This is a genomic window from Shewanella xiamenensis (genome assembly GCF_024971755.1).
Lineage (GTDB): Bacteria > Pseudomonadota > Gammaproteobacteria > Enterobacterales > Shewanellaceae > Shewanella > Shewanella xiamenensis.
On sequence record NZ_CP079718.1, the window covers coordinates 1,050,907 to 1,076,399 of the forward strand.

Annotated in this window: 18 protein-coding genes; 13 read left to right on the top strand and 5 right to left on the bottom strand. The window is 49.0% G+C overall.

Translation table 11 applies throughout. From position 1 onward, the window contains the following. Window positions 1-175 precede the first annotated feature (175 nt). From KXJ80_RS05650 to KXJ80_RS05670, 5 genes are all read left to right on the top strand, one after another. Window positions 176-1,504: a leucine-rich repeat-containing protein kinase family protein gene (locus tag KXJ80_RS05650; RefSeq protein ID WP_259474568.1), complete on the top strand. Its 1,329-nt coding sequence runs from the start codon at window positions 176-178 to the stop codon at window positions 1,502-1,504. Window positions 1,505-1,613: 109 nt separating this feature from the next. Then, window positions 1,614-3,392: a tetratricopeptide repeat protein gene (locus KXJ80_RS05655; protein WP_259474569.1), complete on the top strand. Its 1,779-nt coding sequence runs from the start codon at window positions 1,614-1,616 to the stop codon at window positions 3,390-3,392. Window positions 3,393-3,459: 67 nt separating this feature from the next. Beyond that, complete coding sequence (locus KXJ80_RS05660; RefSeq protein WP_037431171.1) at window positions 3,460-3,870, top strand: DUF2391 family protein; 411 nt, start codon at window positions 3,460-3,462, stop codon at window positions 3,868-3,870. Between the two features lie 92 nt (window positions 3,871-3,962). After that, window positions 3,963-4,193, top strand: a complete 231-nt coding sequence (locus tag KXJ80_RS05665; RefSeq protein WP_037421910.1) for a hypothetical protein — start codon at window positions 3,963-3,965, stop codon at window positions 4,191-4,193. A gap of 154 nt (window positions 4,194-4,347) precedes the next feature. Then, entirely contained in the window at window positions 4,348-5,049 is a 702-nt protein-coding gene (locus tag KXJ80_RS05670; RefSeq protein ID WP_037421914.1) for a DUF3581 domain-containing protein, read from the top strand. 109 nt (window positions 5,050-5,158) lie between these two features. Here the strand turns inward: KXJ80_RS05670 and KXJ80_RS22410 are convergent, their stop codons facing one another. The 4 genes from KXJ80_RS22410 to dsrO form a co-directional block, all read right to left on the bottom strand. Beyond that, complete coding sequence (locus tag KXJ80_RS22410; RefSeq protein WP_310795089.1) at window positions 5,159-6,469, bottom strand: methyl-accepting chemotaxis protein; 1,311 nt, start codon at window positions 6,467-6,469, stop codon at window positions 5,159-5,161. Window positions 6,470-6,704: 235 nt separating this feature from the next. Beyond that, complete coding sequence (locus KXJ80_RS05685) at window positions 6,705-9,812, bottom strand: tetrathionate reductase subunit A (RefSeq protein ID WP_259474570.1); 3,108 nt, start codon at window positions 9,810-9,812, stop codon at window positions 6,705-6,707. Window positions 9,813-9,862: 50 nt separating this feature from the next. Continuing rightward, the gene (gene nrfD / locus KXJ80_RS05690; RefSeq protein ID WP_055647848.1) at window positions 9,863-10,957 is read right to left on the bottom strand and encodes an NrfD/PsrC family molybdoenzyme membrane anchor subunit; all 1,095 of its coding nucleotides are present in this window, start codon (window positions 10,955-10,957) and stop codon (window positions 9,863-9,865) included. Then, complete coding sequence (gene dsrO, locus KXJ80_RS05695; RefSeq protein WP_259474571.1) at window positions 10,947-11,702, bottom strand: sulfate reduction electron transfer complex DsrMKJOP subunit DsrO; 756 nt, start codon at window positions 11,700-11,702, stop codon at window positions 10,947-10,949. The genes nrfD and dsrO overlap by 11 nt, the downstream gene beginning before the upstream one ends. Window positions 11,703-11,907: 205 nt before the next feature. Between dsrO and KXJ80_RS05700 the strand changes: the two genes are divergently transcribed. The 8 genes from KXJ80_RS05700 to KXJ80_RS05735 all read left to right on the top strand — a co-directional run bounded on the left by KXJ80_RS05700 (window position 11,908) and on the right by KXJ80_RS05735 (window position 24,772). Then, complete coding sequence (locus KXJ80_RS05700) at window positions 11,908-13,845, top strand: sensor histidine kinase (RefSeq protein ID WP_259474572.1); 1,938 nt, start codon at window positions 11,908-11,910, stop codon at window positions 13,843-13,845. Continuing rightward, window positions 13,842-14,453: a response regulator transcription factor gene (locus KXJ80_RS05705; protein ID WP_069454258.1), complete on the top strand. Its 612-nt coding sequence runs from the start codon at window positions 13,842-13,844 to the stop codon at window positions 14,451-14,453. Before KXJ80_RS05700 ends, KXJ80_RS05705 begins: the two co-directional genes overlap by 4 nt. Window positions 14,454-14,679: 226 nt before the next feature. After that, window positions 14,680-18,351 carry an ATP-binding protein gene (locus KXJ80_RS05710; protein WP_259474573.1) on the top strand — a complete coding sequence of 1,224 codons (3,672 nt, stop codon included), beginning with the start codon at window positions 14,680-14,682 and terminating at the stop codon, window positions 18,349-18,351. A gap of 8 nt (window positions 18,352-18,359) precedes the next feature. Continuing rightward, window positions 18,360-19,013, top strand: coding sequence for a condensin complex protein MksE (locus KXJ80_RS05715; RefSeq protein ID WP_037422308.1), 654 nt, complete (start codon window positions 18,360-18,362; stop codon window positions 19,011-19,013). A 42-nt stretch (window positions 19,014-19,055) separates the two neighbouring features. Then, the gene (locus KXJ80_RS05720) at window positions 19,056-20,276 is read left to right on the top strand and encodes a hypothetical protein (protein ID WP_037429838.1); all 1,221 of its coding nucleotides are present in this window, start codon (window positions 19,056-19,058) and stop codon (window positions 20,274-20,276) included. Beyond that, a complete protein-coding gene (locus KXJ80_RS05725) occupies window positions 20,264-21,136 on the top strand; it encodes a DUF7281 domain-containing protein (protein ID WP_259474574.1) in 873 nt (290 codons plus the stop codon). The genes KXJ80_RS05720 and KXJ80_RS05725 overlap by 13 nt, the downstream gene beginning before the upstream one ends. Before the next feature lie 390 nt (window positions 21,137-21,526). Beyond that, window positions 21,527-22,771, top strand: coding sequence for a dicarboxylate/amino acid:cation symporter (locus KXJ80_RS05730; protein ID WP_069454262.1), 1,245 nt, complete (start codon window positions 21,527-21,529; stop codon window positions 22,769-22,771). 294 nt (window positions 22,772-23,065) lie between these two features. Then, window positions 23,066-24,772 (top strand): methyl-accepting chemotaxis protein, encoded by a 1,707-nt coding sequence (locus KXJ80_RS05735; protein WP_069454263.1) that lies wholly within the window; start codon window positions 23,066-23,068, stop codon window positions 24,770-24,772. Between the two features lie 111 nt (window positions 24,773-24,883). On the opposite strand, the gene KXJ80_RS05740 is transcribed toward KXJ80_RS05735, so the two are convergent. Then, complete coding sequence (locus KXJ80_RS05740) at window positions 24,884-25,372, bottom strand: TIGR00645 family protein (RefSeq protein WP_037429841.1); 489 nt, start codon at window positions 25,370-25,372, stop codon at window positions 24,884-24,886. Window positions 25,373-25,493: the final 121 nt, after the last annotated feature.

Below are 25,493 nucleotides of genomic sequence, written 5' to 3' on the forward strand. Positions count from 1 at the left end.
AGGCGCTCTGAAACTGATATCTTTAGGTTGCTTGGGTATAGATAATGTTGCACATGCTAATCTGTTTTGCGGTTTCTGGATAGCTTTGCTGATAATTTGACCACCTAGGTCACATTTAGATTTACCACTAAATAAGCTAACATAGCAGCGATTTTTCATTGATGTGGGTTAGAGAGTGCAGACGTTAACGCAGTTAAAAGCAGGGCAATTACAAGGGGTTACTCGATTGCAGTTGGTTGAAAACCTCACTGAATTTCCGCAGGAAATCTTTGATTTAGCCGATACGCTGGAGATCCTCGATTTATCCAATAACCAGTTAAGTTCACTGCCCGATGATTTATATCGTTTAACCCATCTAAAGATTTTGTTTGCCTCCAATAATCGTTTTGAAGTGCTGCCAGAAGTGTTAGGTCAGTGCCCCAAATTGGAGATGATTGGCTTTAAGGCTAATCAAATTCGTGTTGTGCCAGAGGCATCGTTGCCCCCACAAATCCGCTGGCTGATTTTAACGGATAACCAAATCACCGCCTTGCCCGAGCGTATGGGGCAGTTGCATCGTCTGCAAAAATTAGCCTTGGCTGGCAATCGCTTAACTTCGCTGCCCGCATCTATGGCCCAATGCCATAACTTAGAATTAGTTCGTTTGTCGGCTAATCAGCTGCAAGCGCTGCCAAACTGGGTACTTAAGCTACCCAAACTCACTTGGCTGGCGTTTGCGGGCAATCCCTTTAGCCATACCTTGGTTGATCCCCACGCCGATGTAGCCAGTGTGCCAAATGTAACATTAGCGGACATTGAACTCGGTGAAAAACTAGGTGAAGGGGCTTCTGGCATTATTTACCAAGGTCGTTGGTTAAATCCTGCTATGGTGGCTGCTACTGGGTGCGAACATATTGCGGTTAAGCTATTTAAGGGAGAGGTGACCAGTGATGGCTATCCTGCCGATGAGCTAGATTGTTGTTTAACCACTGGCGCACATCTAAATCTCATCAAAGTCTTAGCCCATATTAGTCAACAGGATCAACTTGGTTTAGTGATGGAACTGATTCCTCAAGGATTTAGTAACTTAGGTTTACCGCCATCCCTAGCGACTTGTACCCGAGACACCTTTAAAGCGGGGACCGAATTTAGCCTGAAGGGCATAACTGAAATCGCTTTGCAATTAGCTGACACCCTAGCGCATATGCACGGGAAACAAGTGAGCCATGGTGATGTCTATGCCCATAATATGATGGTTAATCAGCAAATGGCGCTGTTGTTCGGTGACTTTGGCGCCGCCTCAAACTTAGCAAAATTGCCCACATCGGAACGTGATGCCATGCAGGCTATTGAGGTGCGGGCCCTAGGGTGTTTACTTGATGACTTATTGCCCTTTGCCGATAACGATGAAGGCGACGCGCTGCGAGTTCAACTGCGGCAGTTAAAAGCACTCTGTATGCTGCCGGAGTTATCTTGTCGCCCACGCTTTAGTGATATCGTGAAGACATTAGCTGCACTGCGCTAAGTTTACGTATGTGGCATGCAGCAAGCGCAAGGGATCATGGGGTGAAAACCAACGCAGAGACATTTAATCAAGAGCGACTCAATCTCATCAGCAATGGAGAGCTGGCATTATGAGTTCAATTTCAAAACTGGTTTGGCTAAGCTTATGCTTAAGCTCGTTTCTCTCAGCGCCCGTTTGGGCGGGATTTTGGGATAGCCTGTGGCAGCGAGAGTTGCCTGTTGACCAAACTACACCACCCAAGAATGCACAGCGTTTTGAGTTTATGGGGAGTTTACCTGCTCATACCCAACTAGAACTTGTGGGTTATTACACTTCCTCTATTTGTACCCGCAAAGAAATCCGTTTCCCGAATGGTGATATTGCCAATCCCTATCGCGCCACATTGAATAAAAGCTCGGTATTGCGTCAATCGCTTGAAAGTGGCGCTGTCGCTAAACCATTCACCCTTACGTTAGCCTTACAAGGGGGCGGAGATTGCGATTGGCAGTTGGAGGACTTAGTCCTTGACCTTAACTTGATGCCAAGTCATCCCATATGGCAAAGGGTTAAGTCATTAAAAGACAACTATTTACATACGTCACCATTATTAACATCGAGCGAGCCACCGGCCAAAGCCTCGCCCCATGATGGATTTTATTTAAGCCAAGAGCTAACTATCGAACCCATACTTGCTGGCAGTGAAGAAGATACTAATTTGGTTGCCGCGTTACCGCTTACCCTTAATCCTGTGTATTACCCAGTGGTTATCTATAGCCCCAAAACAGATAGCCCCTTTGAGGTAAAGCTTAAGAGTAATTTGCAGTCGACCAGCAGTTTATGGTCGAGCAGTGCAACGCAAATGGTGCGTTTCGATAAAGAGGCTGTGCTGCGGGTGCAGTTTAATCCAGAGGTTTTGCCTGATTATCAAGTGAATGTGTGGCGCCAAGCTGACGATATTTCGGTGCATTACCCCGATGGTACCGAATATCGTTATCCGCGTGGAGATGTGCATCTCTATGCCTATGGTAAGCCTGAATCTATGCTCAATACCTTAAGCGCAAGCACCAAGGCCGAAGATAAGCGATTGCTAGCGCACATCTATTGGGCAGGTCATGCACTGGCGCAGGATAAAGAAAAAGCGCGTAAATTCTACCGAGAGGCGGCCGAGGGTGATGACTTAATTGCTATTCAGTGGATGCGATCACAGGCCGCCTATGCGGGCGAGGTTGAGCAGAGCCAATATTGGTTACAACGTGCGGCTAGGCTTGGGGATATGGATGCCAAAATGGCACTTATTCGTAAGCCCTTTGAGACCATACTGCAAGGCAAGTCAAATACCGCCGAGGCAAAAAGCGCAGAAGTTAAGGCTTGGGAGCAGTTAAAACAGTTGGTTAGTCAAGGTGTGCCAGAGGCTATGAGTATGATGGCTCTCTACCAAGTATTGCCTTGGTCGCCCTACCATGATGCAACGGCGGCATTAGCCAATTATCGTTTGAGTGCACAGGCTGACCCCGCTTTGGCCCTTAGCGCTGCCAGTGATTACTATTATTGGCTAGAGGATTTTGAACAAAGCCAAGAGTTTTGGGAGATTGCCGCCGAGCGGGATTTGTATGCTGCCGCAGAATATGCCGATATCTTATTGAAACCAGCGCAGCGCAACCCACAAAGAGCTCGTTATTGGCTTGATAAGGTTGCCTCTCAAGGTGAAAAGCAAGGTATTCAACAAGATGTGCTTGGTAAGGCTTATTTTCAATTGGCCAGTTTACTCGATGCAGGAGAGGGCGGCGATGCCGATCCCAAGCGTGCACAAATCCTGTACCAGCAAAGTCTCGTATTGGCTGAGCGTTTTTCAAATGATTATGCCGCTCAAGCGAAAGAAAGACTCAAATCCCTTGAAGAGCGCCTGTAGCTAAGTTAACAGGGATAACTCGATAACAGGCTTATTCAAGCCATAGGCAAGACAGGGAGATTAAGCTATGGCTTTTCAATTTGATACCTATCGTTTTAATACCGAAGATGCGATTCAAGTGTGTGTAGGTGCCTTTGCGCTCGCTGTGCCCATCGGTTTTTCTGAAGAGGCATGGCAACTCGGAGAAACCTTACCACTACTGAATTTGCTGATGTTATTTGGTTTGTCGTTGCTGTTTCTCGGAGCGTTTACTTACCAGAGTGTGTTCCAACAGAATATTCGTCACCGCCTGCCGGTATTTATTTTCCGGATTATTATTGCCTATTTGATAAGTGCTTGTGTCGTCAGTTTAGTGCTCTTGTGTCTCGATAAATTGCCCTTAATTGACGACACCATGACTTCCTTTAAACGGATTATCGTGATTAGCATGCCCGCTTCTATGGGAGCGATTGTAGTAGATAGCTTTGATAAGGAATAAGTTTGGGCTGATGTCATGACTTTTGTCACTGGTGCATTTAGGTTATGTTGCTCATACTGGAACCCAATAGATCGATTGTAAAAGGACGCATTATGAACCCAGCAACCCTTGCATTACTTATCCCGATTTTTGCCATTGTGGGAGGATATGCGGTCGCGATTATGAAAATCCGCGAGCGCGGTAGTTCTGCCAATAATAAGCTTCAGGCAGATAACCAGTTGTTACATATTGAACTTGATAAACTTCGCGAACGGGTTGAAGTATTAGAGCAGCTAGTGACCGATGAGAGTTTTCAATTAAAGCGAGAATTTAAGCGAGTCTAGTCCTAACAAATATGGTCATGGTGCAGCCGAGTGCCATGACTCTAGCTTGTATCTGGTTGCTCAAGTCATCGGGTGAGTGAAATGCCAAAACTGAGGTAGACTCGTGACCATTATGTTGTTAGCCCAATGTTGAGCCATTAAAGAACGAGTGAATATGTTTCTATCGCCTTATTTTTCAAAGCAAAATCAATCAATTTCTGTTTCTGCACAACAAGCCAGTGACTTCGCTAAAAAAATCGCTCAAGACTTTAACCCTATCCACGATGTGGGCGCAAAACGTTTTTGTGTGCCTGGCGATTTGTTATTTGCCTTAGTCTTAACCCAATATGGGCTAAGCCAAAGCATGAAGTTTACCTTTGCTGGCATGGTCGGTGATGGGGTTGAGCTGCAATTTCCTGAACAAGTGAACGACAGCTTTTCGATTTGCGATAACCGCGATAAAACCTATTTACATGTCACTCGCCAAGGTGATGCTAGCCGTTGTGACGCACAAACCGAATCTTTTATTCGTAATTATGTGGCCTTCTCGGGACACAATTTTATCGACATTCTGATGCCCTTGATGAAACAACATCAAGTGATGATCAATCCTGAGCGTCCCTTAGTAATCTACGAAAGCATGTCATTCGACTTGACGACACTCGACTTTGTTGAAGTAAACCTATCGCTTGTAGAACAAGAGCTTAAGATTGATGGCAAGCGTGGCGATGTGACGCTGCACTTTGAACTGCACAGCGGCGATATCTTAGTCGGTACCGGAATTAAAACCTTAGTGATGAGTGGCCTTCGCCCCTACGAAGAGGCGCAAATGCAGCAGATGTGTGCCGCCTACGAAGGGCGAAAAACCGAGTTTTAATTTGATCTAAGGCCCGCTTTATCGGTCAGGTCACTAGGGCGAGATAATTGGGGATAAACAGTGGTTTGGGATAAGGATTGACTGTATCCCAAACCAAGGCGTTTTAATGCTAACGATGTTGCTCATCAATCGACAGTTGGGATACGGTATTGGCGACATTTTCCGCGCCAGTACGAATATGGCTCATCACAGTTGTCACTTCTACTAACTGCTGCTTACCTTGTTCAGCGATTCGCTCCACCTCGTTCATCATGCTGGTGGCACTGGCGGTGAGCTGGCTATTTTTCTCAACCACTGCGGCAATTTCATTGGTGGATTTACTGGTCCTTGCGGCAAGCTGACGTACCTCATCGGCCACCACAGCAAAGCCTCGTCCCTGTTCGCCAGCACGGGCCGCTTCTATTGCTGCATTAAGTGCCAGTAGGTTCGTCTGGTCAGCAATGGAGCTTATGGTAGCGACAATCGCTTGAATACTTTGGGATTGCTCATTGAGTTGGGTAATAGATTTAGTGGTTTTTACCGTTTGTTCCGCGATAGCATTTGAAGTATTAACTGTCGCATCCAGTAATTTAACACCTTCAATAGCTTGCTCTACTGTGAGTTGGGATGTCTCAAGTGCAATATCCGCCGCTTGTCGTACAGCATGACTTTGCTCAATTCTTTTAGTGATATCACTCGCAAATTTAATGACTTTAACCACTTTGCCATTTTCATCCACCACAGGGTTATATACGGCCTCTAGCCATACAGAATCCCCATAGGCATTTTTACGCTCGAATAGGCCTTTTTGATATCTACCTTGTTTGAGCTCGTCCCAAAAGCGCGGGTTTTGTTGATAAAAGGCATCGAAACAAAACATCCGATGGTGCTTGCCGACAATTTGTGATGCTTGATAACCCATGGTTTTTAAGAACTTTGGATTAGCCTGCAAAATAGTGCCATCGGGTTTAAATTCAATAATGGCCTGAGCGCGATCTAAGGCTGTAAAAATTGCTGCTTGATCATCTAGTTTGTGTTTATCTTGGGTAATGTCTGAGGCAATTTTCATAATCTTAACGACCTTGCCGTCCATCTTGATCGGAAAATAAGTTGCCCTTAACCAGACTTCTTCGCCATCTTTCCGGAACCGTTGAAAATTACCTTCTTTGGGTTGGCCAGATTTTAGGCTTGTCCAAAACTGCTGGTAGCTGGGTGAATTGGCTAATTCGGGTGAGCAGAATAATCTATGGTGTTTGCCGACTATCTCGTGCAGGCTATAACCAATTTCATTCAAAAATATATGGTTAGCATCAATGACAACGCCTTCTGGCGAGAATTCGATAGTGGCAATACAATCCTTTATTGAGTCAATAGTGGCTTCAGCTTCCTTGCGTTTAGTTTCACTGATTTCAAGGCTTTTACGTAATGAAGAATTAAACACTGAAGTACTCCTAATTAGTTTGGCAAACTCAAAAACGGCTATGCGACATAATGCCCAAAAATCTGAACCACATGGATAGTGTTAAATATAGCTAGGATTTTAGTCGTTGCTTGATTTCTGAGTCATTTATTAACAAGTAGAATACTCCCAAAGAGTTGGGTTAGATCATTTTTTATAAAACGGGGCAGGATAAATTGATAGCCAAGGTAACCTCCTTGTTACCTTGGCTTAGGGGTTAAGCGATTTTTTCTATTTGGGCTGGGAGTCCTTGCCGCGCCGAGGCGCCGCTGGCCCAGTCCACCAGCGGATAGCGCCCATGGCGGCTTGGGTCGAACAGATTCAAGTCGTTCATATTGACTCCGACGCGGATCAGCAGATTGGCGGCAATCTTTTTATCATCGATGACTATATCCCGCGCGCCTAACTCCTTATGGCCATAACCGTGCTCGATGGCAATGCAGTCGGGATGTACGCCCGCCACACATTCCACCAAAGCCACCACACTGCCATTTGGCGTGCTGATCTTGACCGTATCTCCGGTCTTGATACCAAAGCGCTTGGCGGTTTGCTCATTGATGCGCACCGGATTATTGGGGTGCACTTGGCGTAAACGGTCCGAACCTATACTCATCGAACTCATGGTGTGCGACTTATAACTGCTGATCAGCAGCGGCCACTGTGACTTATCGAATGCTTGCTCCAAGGGCGTGCCGTTGGCGAGCGCAGGGTGATAACGCCGTGGACAGCCACTCATATATTCACCGCTTAAGCTGTTGCGCCGACTGCCTACCTCTGGGTTCCACAGCATTAAGGGTTTTGGCCACACCTTGCTGGGGTTGCCCGCCTCGTCGCGACCCGCGCTGATATTCTCAAAGCGGCCACCACGGGCAAATAAGTGACTGACTTTTTTGACCTCTTCGGGTTTGAGTCGGGCATTGAGTTCCGCTTGAATGCGCCCAACACCACTGAAGTACATATCTTCGGCATTGATATCGGCAACGGGTTTACCAAGGTAAGCCACGTTCGCCGCGCCGTAGAGCGAGAAATCGGCCGCGCGGCTCAGGGGATGCAAACTGCCATCGGCGGCCTTGACCACATTGGCGCCAAAGCCAGGCAGATTGAGCTTTATCGCCACTTGGCTAAGGAAGGATTCCATACAAATCACATCGCCGTCGGCAGTTTTGGCGACCCTCGGCTCGACAATCGGCCAACGCCCTGTGGCTTCTTTGGTGAGCGTGCCATGCCAAGCTGCGCTCCAGCCCCAAGATTCATAGGTTAAAGTGTCGGGCACTATGTAGTCCGACAGTGCCGAGGTCTCATTGATAAAGCTGTCGATGCTGATAAATAGCGGTAATACTTTGGGATCTTTTAATTGTTCACCAATGGCTTCGCCGAGACCCGCCTGACCATAAATCGGGTTACCCATATGGTTGATCCACGCCTTGAGTCGATAGGGATAACCATGCACCGCCGCGGTTAAATGTTCGCCCAGCAGGGGCGATGAGATGGGAAACCAAGGTTCCTTCGACGGATAGGGCGACTCACCCGCTTCGATTTTACGGCGATATTCAGAGGTTTTTTCGTAGGGGAACTTAGAGCGGGAAAGGAATACGCCCTTAGGTTCGACCATGCCGTCAAAGTCCTGCAAATTGTACCTTGGGCCAGCACCAAAGGCGGGGAAGGTGCCGCCCTTAGCTATCGCACCGCCCTTAAGATTTAGGTTACCAATCATGGCGTTAAGCATCATGATCGCCCATGCACTGTAAAAACCGTTTGCACTCATAGTGCCGCCGTGGGAGATCACCGCTGCCTTAGTGCCATGGCTAGTAAACTTGTGGGCAAGTGCGGCAATTTGCGTCTCGCTGATATCGCACTCCTTGGCGTAGTCGGCCATCTCGACACTGCGCGCGGCTTCACTGAGTAGCTGAAAACTGGATTTCACGCTCAGCTCGCCTTTTGGCGTATTCACGCTTTGCTCAACCTCAAGTTGCGCCTTGGCGCATTGTCCGACTGGTAGAATCTGCCCAGTAGCGGCATCGACAACCAGTGGAGAATCCTGCTCGCCATAGACTTTGCCTTCGAAGGGTAGGCCGAGATCGCTGGCATACAAATATTGGCCGTATCTGGGGTGATTCGGCGTGCTGATGATTAGGAAGCTGGCATTACTAAAGCCTCGGTAGCCTGCTGCTTTCGCTGCCTCGGCATTGGGTGCGGTTAAAAACGCACTGGCGTAGCGCTGGTTATCGATAATCCAGCGCAGCATGCCCATGGCGAGGGCGGAGTCGGTCGCGGGGCGGATCGGCAGCCAAGTATTGTTACCTGCGCAGGGCTGGTTCGAGGTATTGGGTAGCATGGGCGACACCACCACATAACTAAATTCTCGCCCTTCGACCCGAGCGTTGGCCAACTGCCGTGCTTGGCGTTTAAAAGGGTTGCCCGACTGCTGCGGTGAAGTACCGATAAACAGCAAAAACTCGCTATTGTCCCAGTCAGGCTTAAGGTGGGCGTATTTCTTTAAATCGTCGAGCAGGGCACCCGCACCTGCGCGATAGGTAAAGCCGCAATAGGCGCCGTGGTTGGCAAAGTTGCGCGTGCCGAAACTATTGAAGGTAAAGCGTTTAATGATCACATCTCGGCCTTCATCCGAGGCATTCGATACCAATAGCTGGTTAGCTTTGGGGCCGTATTCAGGATTATTGGTATCGAGTGGCGTGCTGATATCGCGAATCGCTCTTAAGCCCTCCACATGCCCCTCACCAAATAAGTCACCGCCATCGACAACCTCAGTCAGCAGTTGCTCGAAACTGATGCTTTGCCATTGCCCACTGCCGCGCGGCCCTACTCGTTTAAGGCATTGGGTGACACGGTAGGGGCTATCTAATTGTTCTAACATGGCATTGCCACGGGCGCAGGCGGTGGAACGCCCTTGTAAGCCTTGCTCTTGATAGGCGCTTAAGCCGACTAAGGCGGTTTTGATCGGGGTATCGAAGTCGATATGTTCCCGCGCCGAGAGCGGATGATAGGGATTGCCGCTGATGCGGAGAATTTTATCTGTCTTATTATCAATACGGGCGCGCACGCCACACTTGGTCCAGCAACCGAGACACATGGTATTGGCGATGCGTTGTTCATCGTTGCCAATCAGCTGGCCTGAGGTTAAATCCACTTTATATTCAGGGGCTAGCGAATTGCCATGGATGGGATCTTGGGTGGTTTTCCCCGAACTGCCATGCACGACCCCTTTGCCCATTTGCGCTAAGGTATGGCTGTAACCTGCGGCAAATAACCCCACGCCACCCGTCACAGCTGCGCCTTTGATAAAACGACGTTTACTCTTATCCATTACGGACTCCTTAATGCGGTAACTTCTCTTAATATGAACGGTGCTGTGGCTCACAAGGCCTGATGGGCTGAGCGAGGTTGATAGCGAATAAATTCAGACACTAACACCATCAATGCGATCCAGAGACCAAAGGTGCCCGCAATACCTAATAGCCCCTCTGGCCCCCAAGGCAGTTGATAGAAATAAGTGCCCGCGCCGTATTTTGGGTCGGTTTGCGCTTGGATAAGTACAATCCAGCGAAATCCCCATGCCAGATGCACCGCCGTTAAACTCACGACTAACATCAATACCGAGGGGAGGCGGCGTACTGCCAATACCAATGCCAGCAAAGCGAGGGTAACCAATACCCAGATAGCGGCGAGTTGCCAGCTTGGGCTGGTGTCTAATAACAGCGCCGCTTCGTGCGCCGAGCCTTTATCGAATAAGGCCCAGCCGATAAGACACAGGGCGAAGAGGCCAAAGCTTGCCCTAACCCATTGCAACAACCTGTCTTGGGTGCTGGCTTGATAACCGTGCAAAACACGATTGAGCAGGGCGAGAGTACCGCAGGCGGCGAGTAGGGCACTGGTCGCCATCAATGGCGGCAACCAATAGGTATGCCAGAGCGGCCGTGCTTTGATCGCCATGGTTTCCATTCCGGTATAAAGCGCAATACTGCAGGCGCTTAGGCTAGCAATCAGTGCGATTGGCTTGATCCATTTATCGCTATCCCAGTCTCCGAGGCGGATAAGTTGCGCAATACGCCTTACCCAATCTTGGGACGATTCCCCTTGTGTCGAGGCTTTAGTTGGCAAGTATTGGCGCAGTAAGAGCCAAGCAAAAAGGGCACTCGCACCGGAAAATATCGGCAGTAAAAAAGCGCCGTACCACATCCACGAATGCGGTCTGATTTGGGCATAGAAATGCCATGCCCGCAGCGGTTGGTGTAAGTCCGCAAGCAGCGCAATCGGCGCGACTATGCCGGCGGTAAGCATCAAACAGGCGCAGAGTTTGAGCAGTCTGGCATCGGTTTGTTTCGCGCTAAATAAATGGATGGTCGCCACCCACACACTGGCGTAGGCCAAACCCATCAGAAAAAAGTATTGCACCGCCCAAGGCAGCCAAGTGATGGCAATATCGGGGGTAAAGATTTCTTTAATGACCATGGTGGATCTCCTCGCCAGTGTCAGTCAGTAGGGTGCGAACGGGGGCTTGGCCGTTGATACGATCTTCAAAGGCGCTGTTCATGCCGATATAAAATACTCTGGGGGCCGTATTGGCATCGGGCTTGAGTACCTTGATATCTGTCTTATTGGCTGTGAGTAACTGACTGATTTGACTATTAGGATCATTTAGATCGCCAATCACCCTCGCTTCACCAACGCAGGTTTCGACACAGGCGGGCAGTAGTCCAGCTTCGAGCCTATGGGCGCAGAAGGCGCATTTATCGGCACTGTTGGTCTCATGGTTGATAAAGCGGGCATCGTAGGGGCAAGCCTGCACACAGTATCCGCAACCGACGCACCATTCGTTGTTGACGACCACAATGCCATCTGGGCGTTGGAAGGTGGCTCCCGTGGGGCAAATAGGAATGCAAGGCGGGTTCTCACAGTGATTACACAGTCTTGGCAGCATTAAAAATGCGGGTGGCGTGGTAGCATCCTGTTGTGACACTTCGTATTGCTGTACCGTGGTACGAAATTGCCCCAAGGGTGGCAGGTTTTCGAAGGTGCACGCCACGGTGCAGGCTTGGCAACCAACGCAGCGGCGCAAATCGATGACCATACCGTAGCGTTTGCCTGTAGGTGCAGGTTCAGTCTGTTGTGCCTGCACTTGCACGACGGGAATGAGCGCGGCGCCGACACTCACGCTGGCCATTTTTCCGAGAAACTGACGTTTACTCTTGTCCATAGGATTTCCTTCACTCTTACAGATAAAACGGGTCGAAGACCGCGGGTTTAGCGTTAAGCGCATTCTGTAAAAGGGGAGGCGGCATCTCTATAGTGGTTTTCCACATATCGGATAGGGACTTGATCTAGCGCAATAAATATCAGTTAGAATGACCTTTAAGAGTTTAGGGGTTATTGTTTAGGATTGAATCTTAAAGCTTAGGAGAATGGATACAGTGTTGGGGTTTGTCGTATCAACCAATGGCTGGCGAATGGCGGTGAAACTCGTCATCGTATTGTTTAGCCTACTGAGTATCTCAGCCATGGCTGAAGTTTTGGCCACTCAAGATAAAACTGTAGGCGCATTAACTGTTGCTCCTGCGGGAGAGTTGATGGATGAAGCTGGCGCTAACTATCAAGTGGTCGATGTCGGCGTATTGGCAATACGGGGCTATAAGAGCACAGTCAATCGTTGGCAACCTTTGATGGGCTGGCTAGAGTCGCAAATACCTAACAGTTACTTTAGATTGCATCCCTTAAGCCTTGAAGAATTAGCCAAAGGCGTTGAAACCGAAGCTCTTGACTTTGTTATCACTAACCCTGGGCAGTCGGTGATGTTGGCGCGGCAATTTTCCCTGTCTTGGCTCGCAACCCTTCGAAGCCCAATCAATAATGGTGCTGCGATGCAAGTGGGGTCTGCGCTGGTGGTCAGAGCCGATTCGCCCTATCAGACCTTAAAAGATCTTAAGGACAAGCGACTCGGGATTGTCTCTAAAAATGCCTTCGGCGGTTATCTCACTTTAGTTTATGAGGCGCAGCTTAAGGGGGTAGATTTACCCCATTTTGTAGGAGAAATTATCCCCTTAGGTTTTCCACTCGATAACCTTATTTATCAGCTCGGTGTGACAGATAAGCCAAGCGATAAATCCCCAAGTTTAGATGCGGCAATTGTGCCCGTATGTCAGCTTGAGCAAATGCAGGCCGAAGGTTTGATCAAGCTGCAAGATTATCGGGTGCTCGATAATCAGGCGCCTGCGGGGTTTCATTGCCAAGTCTCGAGTCGGTTATATCCCAACTGGTCTATGGCTAAAACCAACCGTGCGACCCAATCCCTCGCAAAACAGGTGACTCAAGCCCTACTAGCATTACCCGAAGACAGTCCCGCCGCTAAAGCCGCCGAATCTGCGGGTTGGACCACGGCCGTGAGTCAATTGGCGATAGATCAACTGCTTAAAGATCTGGATATGCATCCACTGCAAGCGCCTTGGTGGCAGCGGGCTTGGCAATGGGTAAAACTGCATCAACATTGGGCTTGGTTTGCGTTGACCATATTGGTATTGCTCAATGTCTACCATTTCTGGCTCGAATACCGCTTTAGCCGCCGCGGCCGAGAGTTAATCAATACCCAGAGGCAACTCAGTGAAAACCGAGCCCTGTTGGAGCACGCTCAGCGCATTGCGATTGCGGGGGAGCTTGGGGCGAGCCTCTCCCACGAACTCAACCAACCTTTGGCGGCGATTGGCCATTATTGCCATGGCGCCGAGGTACGTTTACAGCGTGGGACGAGTCCAGAAGAATTACAATCCGTGCTGACTTTAATCCAGCTAGAAGTCAGCCGCGCCGACAGTATTATCAGCCGTTTACGTAATTTATTGAAAAAGCGGCCTGTCTCTAAGCAGCCTCTGTATTTACATCAGTTAGTGAATGATACTGCGCCGCTGCTTGCCTATGAGCTGGAGCAGCACCATATCCAGCTTTCAACCAATGTGAGCGGCGAAGCCTATCAATTGCCTTTAGATGAAGTGGGCATGCAGCAACTATTGCTCAACCTTTTGAAAAATGCCGCCGATGCCTGTGTGCAACGCCAACAGAGCGAGGTCGATGCCTCGAAACCCTATCAGCCCACGATTGATATCGATCTGCGTTACCAAGAACACAAGCTACTGCTCACGGTCACAGACAATGGCACAGGTTTAACTGAGGATGCCAATCTGCTGATGCAAGCCTTTTATTCGACTAAGTCGGAGGGCTTAGGGCTAGGGCTGGTGATTTGCCGTGATATCGCCGAGAGTCATGGTGGCCGCTTTAGCCTAGAAACCGCTTTAAGTGGCGGCTGCCAAGCGCAGGTATCCTTACCCCGTAAGTTTGATGGAGCACCAGCATGAGCCACGAATTGCCCGTGTATTTAATCGATGATGATGAGTCGGTGCGCCGCTCGCTGCGGTTTATGCTCGAAAGCTATGGCTTGAATATCCGTGACTTTGATAGCGCCGAGGCATTTTTTGCCGCCATCGATTTAAGCCAGCCGGGCTGCGCCTTAGTCGATGTTCGTATGCCGGGCTTAAGTGGGCCGCAGTTACATGCGCAATTAGTGCAGCACAATAGTCCGCTGGCGGTAATTTATTTGACTGGCCATGGCGATGTGCCGATGGCGGTGGAGGCGCTAAAACTCGGGGCGGTGGATTTTTTCCAAAAGCCCGCCGATGGCGCTAGGCTCGCGGATGCTGTGGTAAAAGCCTTGGCGAATGCTAAGGAGCATTATCAAAATAATCAATATCTTCAGACTTATCAGGCGCTCACACCGCGGGAGCGGGAAATCCTCACCCTGATCGCCAAAGGCTATAAGAATCAGGAAATCGCCGATACGCTGTGCATCGCCATGCGTACGGTCGAAATTCACCGTGCGAACTTAATGAAAGGCATGCAGGTCAGCTCGCTCGCTGAGATGATGTTAATCTACGGCCGGATTGCCGATCGCCTTCCCCCCGCATAAAACTCCCCTTTGTTGGGGCGAATTGGCGTATCCTTGGCCGTTTGATGTGAGCTAACGCATTCAGCCCTAGGTGCTTAATTGCCAAGGCTCGACGATTGCCTTATTTTAGGGGCTTAATTTTAAGGCCACGATTTTTAACATCACCATGTTTGAAGTTCGATGCCGCTTTTGGATGACCTTATCGTTCGCTTTTACATAAGGTGCTCCCGTTTGGATAAGGAATGAAATGCCAAGCTTGATTCGTATTGTGCTGATTGATACGCACCTTCCGGGCGTTGTGGAACTCGCCCTTAATGGCCATACCAATATTTGTGGTACTAACGCCTCGGGTAAAACCACGCTACAACGTTTAGTGCCGGTATTTTATGGCGAATATCCTAGCCGCGTGGTGCCTTCAACCCGCGATAGTTTCGAGCGTTGGTACTTGCCACACGATTCAAGCTACATCATTTACGAATACCAAAAGGCCGATGGCTTGCTCTACCAAGCCGTGCTGGCGTCGGCGGGTGATGGTAAAGGCGTGAACTACCGCTTTATCGCCAAGGGCTTTGAGTTAAGTGATTATATTAAATCGCAAAATGGTGACACTATTTTATGTCACAACATGGCGGAACTTGGCCGTGATTTAAAACGCCAAGGCGTAACTACCACCAACTTGCTCAACACCCGCGAATACCGCGCGATTATTCAAAACGATCGCACCCTGTTGAGTACGGGTAGCAACCGCAGCGAACTGCGGGCCTATGCGCGCCAATTTGCCCTGTGTGAAGGCGAGCATTCACTGCGCCATATCGAGAAACTCGCTAAAGCGGTGCACTCCAAAGAAGGCAAAATGGAAACGGTCAAATCGATGATCGCCGCCATTTTGGAAGAAGACGGGGTAAATCCACCTAGCTCGCGCTTAAACCCACAGCGCGTCGAGGCATGGATCCGCGAGAGCCAGTTAATCCAAGGCTTTGAAGTGATCCGCCCCGAGTTTGAAAAGCTCGAGCAGGAATTTAACCAACTGCTCAGCGCCGAGATGCGCCTCTCGAGCCTGTCCCGAGGTTATCGCAACGACGAAAGCCTAGAGGCCGATCGGTTAGAGATCCAACAAACTCTGTCTAAGGAGCTGAATTTAAAGCTTCGGATGCTGGACGACGAATGGAAAGAAGTGCGCGATGAGCTTAACCTCGACTTATCCGCCGCCAAGGGTGACGTAGCCAAGTGCGAGTACGAACTAGATGCGATTGAAGATCAGCACGGCGCCTTTTTAGATGCCAATATCGAGCAAGCCAAGGCCGACCTGGATATGCTGCCAAACTGGCGCGCTGACATGGAAAACTTAAGCGAGCGCCACAAGTTACAAACCGAAAATCACCAAGATATTGAAGCGGCTTACAATGCTCGCCGCAGCAAAATTGGTGAGCAGTTAAACCGCGAGCTTGAAGGTTTGCACGCCGAACATGACAAGCAGCGCGAAGCGCGCGACAAACAGCGTGAAGTGGCAAGAGCCGACCTCGATGCCCTCGAAGCCCAATGGCGCAGCCAAATGGATGCGGGCAAGGCGAGCTTTAGCGAGCAGGAATACCAATTTAAACTCAATGCCGCCGAGCTTAAGTTACGTGTCGATGGCGTAACCTACACCGAGGAAGAAAAGTTAAGCCTAGCTATTTTCGACGAGCGGATTCACCGCGCCGACGAAGAGCAAGAAAGCTGCAATGCCAAGGTTGAGCGCTTAACGGGCGAGGAGCGTAAATTACGCGCCAAACGCGACCAAGCCAACGAAGCACTGCGTATCGCCAGCCTGCGGGTTAACGAGCGCCAAACTGCGCTCGATGAACTGCACCATATGCTGTTCCCGCAGTCCCATACTTTACTTGAGTTCCTGCGTAAGGAAGCCCAAGGTTGGGAGCAAAGTCTGGGTAAAGTGATTGCGCCAGAGTTACTGCATCGCACCGATTTGCACCCAAGTGTGATGGGCGAGAGCGACACTGTGTTTGGGGTGCATTTAGATCTTAAAGCCATTGATGTGCCTGAATATGCCGCCTCCGAGCAGGAGCTACGTATTCGTTTAAGCAAGGCCGAAGAAGCGCTGCAAAGCGCGCAGGAATTGCAGGCCGAGGCCGAATCACAGCTGGTGGCGATTAACGGCGAGCTGGATAAACTCAGCCGCGAACTGACCTTTGCCCGCACGGCTTACAAGAATAGCCGCGATGATTTACGTCGTCTGTTCGATGAAAAACGCGGTGAGCAGGATAAAATCAACAAGGCGCTGGCCGAGCGTAAAGCCTTTGCCCAGCAACGCTTAACTCAGCTCGATGGCGAGTTAAAGCAGCTTAAGCATCAACATCAGCTCTGGCTCGAAGAGCAAAAAGAGCAGGCGCTCGAAGCGCGCATGGAAAAACAAGCCTACTGGCAGGAAGTTATTGGCGCGCTCGACAATCAACTCGGGCAAATCAAGGCCACTATCGACGCCCGCCGCGAAAGCGCTAAGGCCGAGCAAAAAGCCTGTGAAACCTGGTACAAAAACGAGCTTAAATCCCGCGGTGTGGATGAGGACAATATCCTTAAACTCAAGCAACAAATCCGTGAGCTTGAAACCAAAATCAGCCGCGCCGAGCAGCGTCGCAGCGAAGTATTGCGCTTTGACGATTGGTATCAACACACTTGGCTTATTCGTAAGCCCAAGCTGCAAACCCAGTTAAGTGACGTTAAACGCGCCGCCTCGGAAATCGACCAGCAGCTTAAAGCCAAGACCCAAGAGGTGAAAACCCGCCGCCAACAACTCGAGACCGAGCGTAAGGCCTCGGATGCGGCGCAGATTGAAGCCTCTGAAAACTTAACTAAACTGCGCGCCGTGATGCGTAAGTTGGCGGAGCTGAAACTGCCCGCCAACAATGAAGAGGCCCAAGGTAGCCTCGGCGAGCGTTTGCGTCAGGGCGAAGATTTACTGCTAAAACGCGATTATTTGATGGGCTCGGTTAAGCAATATGTGGAGCATTTTGACTCTGTTATTGCCAGCAAGTCAGGCTCAGGTTTAGCCGAAACCTGGGAGCGTGCCCGCGAAGAGTCGAGTTTTATCAACGACAAAGGTATTCGCCTGTTGGATTACCGCAAGCTTGTGCCGCAGCTTGAACAGCTACTCAATGTGATTGTGCCGCAATCCATTATGGCGCTGCGTGAGCAGGGGCGGATCTTCGGTGTCGATTTAACCGCCTTTTACGATGTGCTGGCCGATATCGACCGCCGTATCGCTTCGCAAAGTGCGCGCATTACCCGCGAAGTGGGCGAGGAGTTATTCCTCGATGGCGTATCGGAATCTGCGGTTCGTATTCGTTCTAAGATCAGCGAATTAGAGTTTTGGCCCGAGCTTGAGCAGTTTGTTAAAGCCTTCAAAAATTGGAAAGCCGATGGCTTTAATGGTCTGCCCGATGAGGAATACACCAACAGCATGCGCCGCGCCTTGGATATTATTGGCCGCGCGGCCTTAACTGGCGGCATTTCTAAGCTGCTTGAAATCGAGCTGCGCCTCAAAGAGGGCAATAGCGATTTGATTATCCGCACCGACAGACAGCTGAACGAATCATCCAGCCACGGCATGGCTTACCTGATTTTATGTAAGTTCCTGTTGGCATTTACGCGTTTGTTACGTGGTCGTGCCGATGTGACCATTCACTGGCCTATTGACGAGCTGGGTACGCTGCACCACACCAACGTGAAGAAGATCTTCGATGCCTGTGGTAACAACAATATCTGCGTGTTAGGCGCCTTCCCGAACCCAGAGTCAGAAGTGCTGAACCTGTTTGAGCACCGTTACATTATTAATAAACAAACTAAGAAGTTGCAGGTGGTGAAGCCCAAGGCCAATCCGATTGCCGATTTGTTGAGTAAACGCCTGAGCAAGGAGGCCATCTAATGAGTGCCATGAATGAGTCAAACCAAACCGTCTTAGTCGGCACGGGCGCTATTATCGAACTCTTGCTCAAGGGCGAATTTATTTGCCGCACCACCAATGAAGATGGCTGGCGCGCATTGAAAAATAACAGCACCCGCGAGCGGGTCGAGGCTTATCTGAATCAAATCAACCGCACCGTGGCCTCGGCCGCCGAGGGTGACGTGTTTTTCTGCGGTTATTTGCAGTTAGGCGAGAGCGAGCGCAAGGTGATTTCATCGCAGTTTAAGGATATTTGTCAGGCACTTATTCCTATGGTGGAGTGGCTGGTATTAGTGCAGGAAGCCAGCGGCCAAGATGCGCCCTTAAGCGAAGGTGCGCCAGTACGGTTAACCGAGCTGCAAAGCCGAATTGAAGATACCCCTGCATTTCGTGAGCAGTTGGCCAAACTCAGCCAATACCGTTTATTCGGCTCAACCAGTACCAATAGCGATGCGCAAATTAAGTTAGTGTTCAAACGCTTAGTGGAGCTTGGCTATCTGGTGCGCCCTAACGTTGAAAAACAAATTTATATCGCGACGGGCAAGCTGGATTATCTGTACGAAGTGATCCGCTTTATCGACGAAACTGAAGGCTTAAGCCTTGAGGCGCAGGCGGAAACGGCGACCCAGCGGGATTTGCTATGATGCCTTGGATGATAACGCACAGCATCAACCAAGGAGGCCGTGATGAGCAGTAACTTACATCAGGCTGGGGTTAAGCTACTCAAGCAGTTAGGCCGCCATGCTGACATCATTATGGACGCCTATTTAGCGGGCTCGCTCAATGAAGATGCCCATGATCCCGCCGTGGTTGAAAAACTCAAACAGGCTGGGATTTTATGGCGCCCAGAGCCAGATCAAGAGCTGCGCCTTAAACGCTCGGTACGCGCCTTGCTCGAAGAGGGCTTAAGTGATGAGCGCAATCGCCAAATCGACTCCAACGTCGGCTCGGCGCTCGCCACCATTAAAACCTTGGCCGACCATTATAAAGAGGCGCGTCACAGCTCTGATTACAGTGCTGCCGAGGCGTATCTGTCTGATTTAAGTGAGCATGTATATAGCTTTGCCGACAGTTTGCGCTATTCCATCCGGGTGTTGTGGGGGCGGATCAATAACGAGTTCGGTTATGTCGGCACCATTAACGCTAAGATCCGTGAAAACGAACTCGCCCAGAGCCAAGTATCTGAATTACTCAATGGTTTGGAGATGTTCCAGTTTAGCGAATTAGGCGAAATCGCCGGTGATATCCGTGAGCTGCGTAAGTTGCTGGTGACCACCTTGCAGGAAACCATGAGTGACTGCGCCCAGGAGCTCAGTGTGGTGCAGGGCAGGTTGCTGGAACTCCTTGGCCGCTTTAGGCAAATTCGCGGTCGTACGCGCTTACTTAAGGGCTGGTTACTGTACACCGATTTGCATCCGGATTATCGCCCTGCGGACCATGTGTCCCACAAGGAAATCCCAAGCCTTTTCAATCGCGCCGAAGTGCTGTTGGCCCCAGCGTCTGTGGATGTGCATAACGCCAGCCAAGAGTTTGAGCTGATGAATATTGTCGCTCATATCAAGGCGATTAGTCGTCAGGGCATAGTCGAAACTGTACGTGAGCAGGATGTGAGCGTGTCGCTTACTCAGAGTGAAGACTTTGATATTCCTGATAATCCACTCAAGCAAGCCGTAGATGCCTATTTTGTTGATGTGATTGAGTCTGGCTTACGTCAGTCGGCGCTCGACTACTTAGCCGAAAAAGCCCTGCCATGGGATGCTGAAAGCTGGATTTATCAAGTGATTGGCGGCTACGACGGCTTACCCGATGAGCATAAAGCCTATTTCGAGTTAGAACCTTTAGGCGAACCCCATCCGCTCTACAGCGGTAACTTTATTATCCGCGACGTGGAATTATGGCTCGCCTAGGTAAACAGCAGTTGCAACTCTTGGAGAGCGTTTATCTTAATCGCTCTTCAAGGGTAAAACTTAGCCCGAATTGGCGAACGATTTACCGTGAGTTAGAAGTGGGCGAGCTGGATGGTGCGGAAAAATATTTGTGTTTTGCGCCAAGGGATTTTGAGTTGCTGCGCCAAGGCGTATTGGCAAAAGAGGGCGTGGATTTACAGGCACTGGACTTTAATCTAGACCGCATCACCATGTCCGCCCAAAGCCAGAATGAAAAGCTGGCGAACATCCGCCCCGAAGCCGAGTATGTTTTGTTGAAGTATCTCGGTTTTGAATCGCCGCCCTTGGGAATGTCTGCACGGGCCTCGTTACGTACTCCCTTAGATGAGGCGCAAAGCCATTGCGATGAGCTTGATGTTAACGCCATCTTAGTGGTTGAAAACCTAGATATATTCGATGCAATAACCCAAGCGCGCTTACCTGAAGAGCTTAGCCGCATTATGGTGATTTACCGTGGTAGCGGCCACCATTCCCCCATTGGTGTGCGGCAGTTTTTGAAGGCGATGGCGGGTAAAATGCCGATTATTGCCTTTACCGATCTCGACCCCGCAGGGCTGCAAATTGCCCATACCTTAACGGGCATGACCCATTGTATCGTGCCGCAGTTAGCGCTTTTTGCGCCCAGCGAGTTACTCGCTATCCCACAGATTAATTCCGCTGATGACTTTGCCAAGCAAGCGCCTCAGGCTAAATATTTACAGTCAATCGACTTAAAAAATTGGCAGCAATTAAGCCGTTGGTTAACTCAGCAACGAATTAGCATTAAACAGCAGCACCTGCTGTCTCATCGGCTTGAGCTAGTGCTACTGGCATATTGTTAGTCGTTATCCTTCCCCATCTCTCTGTTAAGTTCGATATCTGTAGTTTTTAATACTATTTAAAGTATTTATTCAGTTTTTAAATCTAGTCTTATTCGGTATCAATCGATTAATTGTGTTTATTTGGTTTAAATAGTGTTTAATTTTTGATTTTTTAACTTATGTATTAATAGCGTGATTATTAATCGATGATTTTATTTTTGTTATAAATCAGAATAATACAAAATTTTTGTGATGAGTTTGGCTTAATTGAAAATGAAATAAGTAAATTTATTCATTGAATTTACTGCCAGCATGTTTCACTATCCCCGCCTGAACTTAAAAGGGAATGGCGATGTTGCTCATTAGGGAAGATGAATATCAAAAGATGAGCTATCTGGGAAAACGATCAGCATGATGAAATCACTTTCGACACGGATCTTTATCGGTCTATTTGCGGGACTTATTCTTGGCACTTTAGTGCAGTATTTTTTAAACGATATTGGCTTTTTTTCAGGCAATTTAGTCGAATTGGCTAGCGGCGTCGGCACTATGTTCGTCAACATGATCATGATGTTGGTCGTACCTCTGGTATTTGTCAGTATCGTTTGCGGTGTGTGCGAGTTGCAGGACTTAAAAAGCTTTGGGCGCCTTGGCGGCAAAACCTTCGGCTTTTACATCATTAATACTGTGGTCGCCATCTCGACCGCTCTGTTAGTGGTGCTACTGCTCGACCCAGGTAAAGGCGTCGATATGAGCAGCACCGATGGTGTCGCCATTACCGCGACCGAACTCCCCAGCTTAATGGCGCTGTTGATTGATATTGTGCCGCGTAATCCGGTAGCGGCTTTTATGTCGGGCAATATGCTACAAGTGATCTTTATGGCGCTGATGTTGGGTGGAGTGATGAAGTCCCTCGGCGAGCATGTGGCTGGTGCGGTACAAGGCTTTCAAACCGCCAATAAAATCATGATGAAACTGATTTCTGTGGTGATGAGTCTTGCACCTTTCGGGGTGTTTGCGCTGATGTTTAAGTTAGGCGCTACCTTAGATGCCGCGGTATTTATGAGTGTGCTTGAGTACATAGTGATCATTCTAGCCCTGCTGTTGTTGTGGATTTTTGTGGTCTATCCGTTGGCGGTCGGTATGTTTACACCGATTTCGGCCAAGACCTTTCGGGCGAAGACGCAGGAACAAGTGCTGTTTTCACTGTCTACCGCCAGCTCCAATGCCACGATTCCTGTGACTATGCGTACTTTGACTGAAAAACTCGGGGTTAACCGCGCTGTGGCAGGCTTTGGCGTACCGCTCGGGGCGACCATGAATATGGGCGGCGTGGCGATTTATATCACCATTGCGATTTTCTTTGTTGCCAATGCCTTCGGTATGCCAATCACCAGCGAGCAATTGCCATCGCTGTTATTTAGTATCTTTTTATTATCGGTTGGCGCGGGTGGTGTGCCCGGTGGCGGTATGGTGATGATTGGCGTGTTAATCCATCAAATGGGCTTGCCGATTGAAGCCTTTGCGATAGTGGCGGCGCTGGATCGTATCATCGATATGGTGCTGACCTCTTGCAACGTAGTGGGCGATACCGCGGTATTGACCATAGTCGATCAAACCGAAAAAGTGCATGAGCTTGAGTTAGCCAAGAATTAACGTCCTCAAGCATTTTTTTAAATACTAAAGCCACTGATTAAAGTGGCTTTTTTGTTAAATAAATCAGGATTGATATTGGTCTATTTACTTGCCTTTTGTTGTTGCGACAACAATCAATCCTCTGAGCTTGTTCAGCCTAAATACGGCCTTTATTTGAGCTAAAAAGTAGCTAGTCCCAAGGTGAGTTGTTACAAATCCATAGAGTACTTTTATCAAATTAAAAGTGGCTAAATAAATGAAACTTCAACCATACTGATTTATAAGCTTGAATCACTTGGAATATTAGGAGGCACCATGGCTGGATTTTGGCAGACAGTCGGAGGCCGATTACTCAGCATTCCGTTACTCGCATTGTTGGGCTTTGTGGTATTGGGTCTAATGGAGCTAAATACCCTTAACCAGAGTTTGATTAAGGGGCGGGAAGATCGTGTTGTGGCGATTATTGATAGTGGCCTGAGCGTCGTTAAACATTATCAAGCTCTGGAGCAAAGCGGTTCGTTAAGCACTGAACAGGCGCAGCAGCAGGCCATGGCGACCATTAAGGCCATTCGTTATGATGGCGCTGAATATATTTGGATTAACGATACCGGTCGGCCTATACCCAAAATGGTTATGCATCCAACGGTATCGGCTCTGGACGGTACCGTATTGGATCGGCCCAACTTTTATCACGCCACCTTAATGCGTAACCGTGATGGCAGCCAACAACAGCCCCTCAATAATGCTAACTTGTTCGTCAGTTTTGTTGACGTGATCACCCGTTATGGCAATGGCTTTGTTGAATACCAATGGCCTAAACCCATAAAAGGTGGGGGAGTAACCGAGGAGCGCTACGCTAAGTTGTCTTATGTGGCTAAGGATGATAAATGGGGTTGGGTGTTGGGCTCTGGTCTTTATATTGATGATGTTAAGGAGGCCTTTTGGGCGGTGGCTATCCGAGTTGGATTAGTTGTCGTGGTTATTATGGCGCTGACCATAGGTGTGTCGTTATTTATCCGTCGCTGGTTATTACAGGCACTCGGGGGAGAACTGGCGACAACAAAAGCACTGGTACAGCAGGTCGCAGCAGGGGATTTTTCGGTGAACTTTGGCTTGAAAGCGGGAGATCACGATAGCCTGTTAGCGGCATTAAGTGGTCTTATCAAGCAATTACGCAATATTATCGGTCAACAGTCGTCGATGGCAGAGCAATTGGTCGAGCAATCTGAAGCGCTAGATCATACCAGCCAACAGACACAGCACATTTTACAAAATGTGATGGATCAAACTGCCCAAGTCGCCACCGCGGTAAATGAAATGACCTCGACCTGTGAGGACATGGCTCGCAGCGCGACTATGGCCGCTAAAGCGACAAGGGACGCCGACAATGAAGCTCAAAATGGGGTAATGTCCGTCGGGCAAACGATAACAGCGATTGATGCGCTTAAACTGAAACTGGAGCAAGTCTCTGATGTGATCGGGCAGTTATCTAAACGTGGTGATGAAATCGGCGCGGTCACCGATGTGATTGGTGCTATTGCGGAGCAGACCAATCTATTGGCTTTAAATGCTGCGATAGAAGCGGCACGTGCAGGCGAAATGGGGCGGGGTTTTGCGGTTGTGGCAGATGAAGTTCGCACCCTTGCTAGCCGCTCTCAAGCGTCAACTCAGGACATTAATAGGCGTATTCAAGGTATTCAGCAAGACTCAGTCAACGCTGTGCAATCAATGGCGCAAAGCCGAACCGAAACAGAACAGACAATTGCCTGTTCTCAACGGGCCAATGAGGCACTAACGCGTATTAACGCCGCGGTGTCGAGCATTACCGATGTGAATGACCAACTTGCTAGCGCAACAGAACAACTGGCCGTTGTGTCGGGGACGATTAATCAGAATATGGAAAATATTGCGCAGGCGGTAGAAAACACCAATATCAAATCTTCAGAATTATCGACTGCTAGCCATCAACTACGGAAAATGGCTAATGAGATGAAAATATCTCTGAGTCGTTTTAGGTTATAAAGGGCTGATAACTATAAATGTTGATGGTGCTGCGAAGTTAATACTAGGTTTTACCTAGGCTGGAGTGAAAGGGGCGGGAACTGATGTTCACTTCCCGCCCGTATTGCATGCTTATTTGCGGGTCATTTTATCCAAATAGCCCATGGCAAAAGCGGATAATACAAAGGTGATGTGGATTAACAGATACCACATGATTTTGTCGTTATCGATGTTCTTCACATCCATAAAGATTTTCAGTAAGTGAATAGACGAAATCGCCACAATCGACGCCGCCACTTTGTTTTTCAGTGAGCCTGAATCTAATTTACCCAGCCAACTGAGCTTCTCACTGTCTTCGCCCACATCCAGCTGCGATACAAAATTCTCATAGCCAGAAAACATCACCATCACAATCAAGCCGCCCACGAGGGTGATATCAATTAAAGACAGGGTCACCAGCACCAGATCAACTTCGGTCATCGTAAAAATGATTGGCAGAATATGGAAGATTTCTTGGAAGAATTTAATGCCTAAGCCCAATAGCACTAGACTCAGCCCTAAATAGATCGGCGCCATAATCCAGCGTGATGCATACATGAGTCTTTCAAATATTTTTTCCATTTGGAGTAAACCCTTAGTGGTTAAAGCACAAAAATAGAATCTATGATGCTAAAACAATAACATACTGGGTTAACGCCGCGCTATCGGCCAATCGCAAAGGCGTGAGGTATATGCGGCTAAT